This is a genomic window from Ignatzschineria sp. PL_is040 (genome assembly GCF_055813795.1).
In genome coordinates this window covers 846317-852939 of sequence record NZ_JBVPGU010000001.1, presented here as the reverse complement: position 1 = coordinate 852939, position 6623 = coordinate 846317, and the positions used below count along the sequence as shown (strand labels likewise).

Here is a 6623-nt window from a genome sequence, read left to right as displayed (position 1 = left end):
CACAGAATGATGTCACGCTGAAAATGCCGGCCTTTGAATGGGTTCATGTGCAGCTCCATCAGCAAAAGGGGATGATAAGTTTATCACCACCGACTATTTGCAACAGTGCCCATCGGCGTAGTAGTGGATGTGGTCGATGACAAAGCCGGTGCGGGTCAGCGTGCGCCGGAGGATCGGCAGAAAATCGACCAGGAACGAAGTAGCGCGTGTGACGACGGCCGGTACGCCGACACGCGCCACGGCCTCGGCCCAGCGCGCGGCCGGCGGTTGGAGCAGGCCGTTGTGCACCGAACCGTGGTAGGTGCCGACCGCCAATGTGAGCCAGCGCTCTAGCTCGCGCAGCGTCAGGGCGGCCTTGTTTTCGGAATCGTAGTCGCCGCGCTGGTCAGGGTTGGAGAAGGTCGTTCCCGGCAGTTCGTCGTGAATCATCTGCATCGCCGTGCCGATGATCCGTTCCACGATGCCGCCATAGTGCGGCTGTCCCAGCGGGCGATAGTCCAGCCGGATGCCATGCTGCTCGCAACCCCGGCGCAGGGCCTCGCTCTTGAACTCGGCCGCGTTGTCTAGGTAGAGCAGCAAGGGCTTGCCGCTCATCTGCCAATCCATTTCCACGTTCAGTCCTTCCAGCCAAGGGCGCTTGTCGCAGGCGACATGCACGAGGCACAGGCCAACCGAAACGGCAGACGGCGCTTCCAGCGTGACGACCATGCCGAGCACGCAGCGGGTGAACACGTCGATGGCGAGGGTCAGGTACGGGCGGCCAATAGGTTGCCGGTCGCGGTCATCGACCACGATCAGGTCGATGACCGTATGGTCTATCTGCACCTGCTCCAGCGGCGCGGTCACGGCAGGAGGCTCGCCGCCCACACCTTGTAGGTCACGAGCGGCATCCTGGCCTTCCCGCCGGCGGATGACCTTGCGCGGGTCAAGGCTAGCGATCCGTAAGGCCACGGTATTGCGCGCCGGCACTCGCAGTTTTTGAGCCTTGCACACCTGAGTGACTTCGCGGTGAAAGGCCGCTAGGCTGCGCTTCTGCTTGGTCAGGAACCGCTTTTGCAGTAGCTCGTGGATGACGCGCTCGACCGGTTCCGGCAAGCGCCCCTTACCTTTACCTCCACCGGACTGGCCGGGCACCAGATCCGTCACGAGGCCGCTGCCTTGCCGGGCACGCCGGATCAGAACGTATACCTGGCGCCGAGACAAGCCCAGCGCCTGAGCCGCCATATCGGCCGCTTCGTGCCCGACCGTCTCCGACTGCGCCAACGGACTGATGATCTCCGCACGACGGCGCGCACGCTCCCAAGCCTCATCAGGCAGAGTGGCCACGCCTTGTTCTGGAATCCGTGGGGTGTCCGTCGCCATGCTCACCTCGCTTTGGTGCACACGAGTATTGAGCATAGTCGAGATTGGTGCAGATCACTTCTGATATTGAACTGTCAGGAGCTGGCTGCACAACAGCCATTACGCCCAATCAACTGGTGCAGTCGTCTTCTGAAAATGACATAAGATGGGTGCATTTGAGTATGCCCAAAGGAGCCCGCAAGTATGCGCAGGACGAAGCCAGTAGCCGCGCCGATGGTGGCGCGGGTCTATCTGCGCGTCAGCACCGACGCGCAGGACTTGGAACGCCAAGAGGCGATCACTACGGCCGCGAAGGCCGCCGGCTACTACGTCGCCGGCATCTACCGTGAGAAGGCATCCGGCGCACGCGCCGACCGGCCTGAGCTGCTGCGCATGATCGGCGACCTACAGCCCGGCGAGGTGGTCATTGCCGAGAAGATCGACCGCATCAGCCGCCTACCTTTGCCCGAGGCCGAGCGCCTGGTGGCCTCGATACAGGCCAAAGGCGCACGCCTGGCCGTCCCTGGCGTGGTCGATCTATCCGACCTGGCGGCCGAGGCCCAGGGCGTCGCGGTTTCTGCCCGAGCTGTGGGGCGCGGCGGATGGCCGAAAGTGCCGCCTTGCTGGTTGATGAAGTACTGCCTGAACAACCCATGCGTCAGTGGGTGTTGAGCTTCCCGTTTCAGCTGCGTTTCCTGTTTGCCAGCCGGCCCGAGATCATGGGGTGGGTGCTGGGCATCGTTTACCGCGTCATTGCCACGCACCTGGTCAAGAAAGCGGGCCATACCCACCAAGTGGCCAAGACGGGCGCGGTCACCCTGATCCAGCGTTTTGGATCGGCGCTCAATCTGAATGTTCACTTCCACATGCTGTTTCTCGACGGTGTGTATGTCGAGCAATCCCACGGCTCAGCGCGTTTCCGCTGGGTCAAGGCGCCGACCAGCCCAGAGCTCACCCAGCTGACGCACACCATCGCCCACCGGGTGGGTCGCTATCTGGAACGGCAAGGCCTGCTGGAACGGGATGTCGAAAACAGCTATCTGGCCTCGGATGCGGTGGATGACGACCCGATGACACCCCTGCTGGGGCACTCGATCACTTACCGTATCGCTGTCGGTTCACAGGCGGGGCGAAAGGTGTTCACTTTGCAAACTCTGCCGACCAGTGGTGATCCGTTCGGTGACGGGATTGGCAAGGTAGCCGGGTCCAGCCTGCACGCCGGCGTGGCGGCCAGGGCCGATGAACGCAAGAAGCTCGAACGGCTGTGCCGGTACATCAGCCGCCCGGCGGTATCCGAGAAGCGGCTGTCGTTAACACGAGGCGGCAACGTGCGCTACCAGCTCAAGACGCCGTACCGGGACGGCACCACGCACGTCATTTTCGAACCATTGGATTTCATTGCAAGGCTGGCCGCCCTGGTACCGAAGCCCAGAGTCAACCTAACCCGCTTCCACGGGGTGTTCGCACCCAACAGTCGGCACCGGGCGTTGGTCACGCCGGCAAAACGGGGCAGGGGCAACAAGGTCAGGGTGGCTGATGAACCGGCAACACCAGCACAACGGCGAGCGTCGATGACATGGGCGCAACGGCTCAAGCGTGTTTTCAATATCGACATCGAGACCTGCAGCGGCTGCGGCGGCGCCATGAAAGTCATCGCCTGCATTGAAGACCCTATAGTGATCAAGCAGATCCTTGATCACCTGAAGCACAAAGCCGAAACCAGCGGGACCAGGGCGTTACCCGAAAGCCGGGCGCCACCGGCTGAGCTGCTCCTGGGTCTGTTTGACTGACGAGCCTGAAGGCCAACGATACCAATCAAAATGCTGCGTTCACAGCGCCGCGGCAGGGATCCGCCGTGCTGGTTGTCGGAAAAGGAGCCGCTAGTGGGAAAGAGGAGGGTAAATTTTCAGCGTTGCTGGCTCCCCGTCAGCCGGATTGGGTTGCATCGCAGGGGTGTCGAAAGAGTCAACTGCGGTCCAAAGCTGTTGGACTTGGGTGAAAAGGGCGTTTATTCTTCCTATACGTTAATAATGTGTTTATTCCGGGGCTAGCTATTACTCAAATTGCTTTAACACTATTAAATGCACTGGGTTTAATTATCTTTGTAGTTATTAATAATCCTAAAACAGGATCTGATTTTTACTTTCTGTTAATAATACCAATTTTATTGCTTTTATTTGGTGGTTTATTAATTAATAATTTTATAAAAAAATCAAGTAATAGAAAAAACAAGCCATTATACATTATTCAGATAGTAACCATCTCAATTATGGTTTTGATAATGAGTTTATTAATGAGAAATTTGCCGTTAGAACATCAAATTTTTAATGCTATTATATGGGTATTACAAGTTGTGCATTTAATATCTAATGTAGTTGCGGTATTTTATAGAGCGCAGGCTGAATAATAAACGCTTTTTAAACTTGTTGTTATAGCAGAATATAATCTTAAAAATCTTACAAGCTTGAAGCCTGATAATTTCAGGCTTCTTTCATTTTTAAATTTCCGAACTTGTAGGAATTATACATAAATCAAAACAATTCTTACTTGACAAAATCAGTCTATAATTGTAATATATGGATATGAATAAAAACACTAAAATAAAAAACAAAAATTTCAACATTAAAGACTCACAGAATTTTTTGCATAATACTAAATTAGTCGAAGATTTGCTTTTTAAAAGCAATATAACTAAGGAGGATTTTGTTGTTGAGATTGGGCCTGGAAAAGGCATAATAACCAAGGCATTAAGCAAAATCTGCAAAGCCGTTACTGCTATTGAGTTCGATAGTGTATTGGCTGATAAGTTGAGCCATGAATTTAAAAGTTCAAATGTGTCTATTATTGAAGCCGATTTTTTAAAATACAATTTACCAGACCATAATTATAAAGTTTTTTCAAACATTCCATTTAACATAACGGCAAGTATTTTAAATAAATTGTTAGATAGTGAGAACCCACCCTTAGATACTTTTTTAATTATGCAATATGAACCTTTTTTAAAGTATGCGGGTGCACCATCTTACAAGGAGTCTTATAAATCTTTATTATATAAACCATTTTTCAAAACTAACATATTGCATAGATTTAGCAAATTTGATTTTAAGCCAGCTCCAAACGCAAACATTATTTTGGGCCAATTTTCTTATAAAGACTTTACAGATATAAACCTTGAAGACAGGCATGCTTGGAAAGATTTTTTAGCCTTTGTCTTTTTAGAAAAGGGAGTTACATTTAAAGAAAAAACAAAACGAATTTTTAGTTATAAGCAACAAAAAATAATTTTAAAAGAAAGCCGAATTAATGATGATTCAAATATAAGTAATTGGAGTTATGAATTTTGGCTAAAAATGTTTAAACTCTATAATTCGAACATGGTAAGCAAGGATAAAAAAGTTTTAGTTAACAATTCGTATAAAAGAATGTTAGAACATGAGTCTAGTTTAGAAAAGATTCATAGAAATAGAAAGCAAAATAACAGAAAATAGATAAACGGCAGATAAGGAAAAGCTAAATGTTAAAATTAAAGCTAGAAAACATAAACAAAACTTTCGATGGGAAAAACTTTGTTGTTAAAAATCGATGCCGTACGGGCATTAGTGATTGTCAGTCATTACACGACGGGTTCTGTCAGTGAACAGCAAGCAGCGCTCGAAGATAGCTCTGAACGCAAACAAGCCTCAAAAGAAGCCCCTGCGCAGCCATCAGAGTTTCTCACGCGGGCCTTTAATACATTCGATTCGGAAGGCGCCGATTTTGCCTTTGAATATGGATTGGATGCTTTAATTTCTGGTCTGGAAGTGAAGAAAGCCACAAAATAGCTTATAGCAGATACAACATAAAAAAGCCCCGCAAAAGCGAGGCTTTTAAAATAATAGCCTTGAAAATTATGCTTTTGGTGCAGCTTTTGGTTTGCGTGTCGAATAGACAACAAAAAAGCCTGCAACCAAACCATAGCCAAGCCATTTAAATGGCAAAATATCTGCATCTTCACGGCGGATTGCAAGCACCGCAACAGTGCCCGGTCGTGTTTCAACACCGGCTTGGCCGCTGTTTTGAGCTACTTCAATCTGTTCAGGTGAGACAACCCATTCACGGCCTGTATATTTATCATAGGCCATAAAGCCAAATCCTACGACGAGTGCAGTGATTGCACCTGCAATCAAACGAATGCGCATATTCATATCAAATTTTCCATCATTAAATCTTGTGCCGCTTTTAATATAAAAAATAGCAAAAACATCAATTAGCGAACTCATCACTTATTATTATCTAATTCAAAATTACAAAATGCCTTAGAGCAAAAGTCACCTGATAAATCACTGCGGCGACCGCAAAGAATGTATGAAATTTCAGGTTTTTCGTACTGATAGCAATCAGACATAGAATAATAAAAACCACTGCTCGTATCGGATATTCAGGGCCATAAAGCTCATAATGGCTCCAGCCTTTCAACAGTGTATCGATCATATCCGTGATACAAAGAACAATCAGCAGTCCAAAAAACCATTTACGGCGCGACATGAAATAATCACGGTAGCCGTTATATTCATCGATGCTATCAGGAAACAATAAGGTGCTGATTAAGAAATAAAGACCGGCGTAAAACAGCACAAATAGATATTTTTCAAATGTCCAAACCGTAATGATACGTAAATTAAATTCCAACCACCAGAAATGCACCACAGATAAAAGAATAAAACCAACCCATGCAAGATGCACGGGATAGACGACCAGTTTACCAGGATGCTGAATATAGCGGCCAATGCCCATCAAAATACGAGAAACACACAGCCCCAGAATCATACCAATAATAATTCTGACATGCGTAAAAGCTTCTGCCGGCGCTGCTGTCGTTGAGCCGCCAGTAAAGGCCGCGACAATCGTTTTCTTAGCGCCATCTTTACGGGTACACAAACAGTAGGCTAAAAAGCATTTACTCAACCCAGCTAAAGTCGCATGTTTAGCCATATCATGTACTTCAATACATAATTCGCAAGCTCTGCCGTCTAAATACAGGGTACCAGCTTCAAAAATTGAGCGGATATCGGGTGAGTAGAAATCAGTCAGGTTTACAAAGTTATTAAGCAGCGTTTTTAAATACATACGGTAGCGTAGTATTGTTTCAACTTGAACCAAAGAATCCACTTGGGGCTTAAGCGCTAAATCTTCTGCGATTAAAGCCTCTAGTTTGTCTCTGCTGCCATCAGTTAGTATGCTATCGAGTTGCTCAGGGCTTAAATGCGCCACATTTTTACCGGCTTCAGCTGTTAACCAACCAT

4 protein-coding genes and 5 pseudogenes are annotated in these 6623 nt (G+C 48.6%); 5 read left to right on the top strand and 4 right to left on the bottom strand.

Annotation, left to right across the window (positions count from 1 at the left end; translation table 11 throughout):
* Window positions 1-111: 111 nt before the first annotated feature.
* Both AC0SAP_RS03580 and AC0SAP_RS03575 read right to left on the bottom strand, forming a co-directional pair.
* Window positions 112-1362 (bottom strand): annotated as a pseudogene (locus AC0SAP_RS03580) (DNA-binding domain-containing protein); the annotation flags it as partial.
* A 74-nt stretch (window positions 1363-1436) separates the two neighbouring features.
* A pseudogene (locus AC0SAP_RS03575) lies at window positions 1437-1502 on the bottom strand (EAL domain-containing protein); the annotation flags it as partial.
* A 43-nt stretch (window positions 1503-1545) separates the two neighbouring features.
* On the opposite strand from AC0SAP_RS03575, the pseudogene AC0SAP_RS03570 reads away from it, so the two are divergent.
* From AC0SAP_RS03570 to AC0SAP_RS03550, 5 genes and pseudogenes are all read left to right on the top strand, one after another.
* Window positions 1546-1914: pseudogene (locus AC0SAP_RS03570) on the top strand (recombinase family protein); the annotation flags it as partial.
* A pseudogene (locus AC0SAP_RS03565) lies at window positions 1908-3131 on the top strand (IS91-like element ISCR2 family transposase); the annotation flags it as partial. The pseudogenes AC0SAP_RS03570 and AC0SAP_RS03565, both read left to right, overlap by 7 nt.
* A 242-nt stretch (window positions 3132-3373) precedes the next feature.
* The gene (locus AC0SAP_RS03560) at window positions 3374-3748 is read left to right on the top strand and encodes a hypothetical protein (protein WP_473382966.1); all 375 of its coding nucleotides are present in this window, start codon (window positions 3374-3376) and stop codon (window positions 3746-3748) included.
* A 175-nt stretch (window positions 3749-3923) separates the two neighbouring features.
* Entirely contained in the window at window positions 3924-4829 is a 906-nt protein-coding gene (erm(42), locus tag AC0SAP_RS03555; RefSeq protein WP_092594005.1) for a 23S rRNA (adenine(2058)-N(6))-methyltransferase Erm(42), read from the top strand.
* A gap of 93 nt (window positions 4830-4922) precedes the next feature.
* Window positions 4923-5162, top strand: a pseudogene (locus AC0SAP_RS03550) (TetR/AcrR family transcriptional regulator C-terminal domain-containing protein); the annotation flags it as partial.
* A 66-nt stretch (window positions 5163-5228) separates the two neighbouring features.
* On the opposite strand, the gene AC0SAP_RS03545 reads toward AC0SAP_RS03550, so the two are convergent.
* Entirely contained in the window at window positions 5229-5525 is a 297-nt protein-coding gene (locus tag AC0SAP_RS03545) for a hypothetical protein (RefSeq protein WP_192580997.1), read from the bottom strand.
* Window positions 5526-5613: 88 nt separating this feature from the next.
* On the bottom strand, window positions 5614-6591 hold the full coding sequence (locus AC0SAP_RS03540; protein ID WP_362816142.1) for a hypothetical protein: 978 nt from the start codon (window positions 6589-6591) through the stop codon (window positions 5614-5616).
* Between the last annotated feature and the right edge of the window lie 32 nt (window positions 6592-6623).

Excerpts from the sequence above, each read along its gene's own strand:
- AC0SAP_RS03545 (WP_192580997.1), bottom strand. The coding sequence starts at position 5,525 with ATGAATATGCGCATTCGTTTGATTGCAGGTGCAATCACTGCACTCGTC.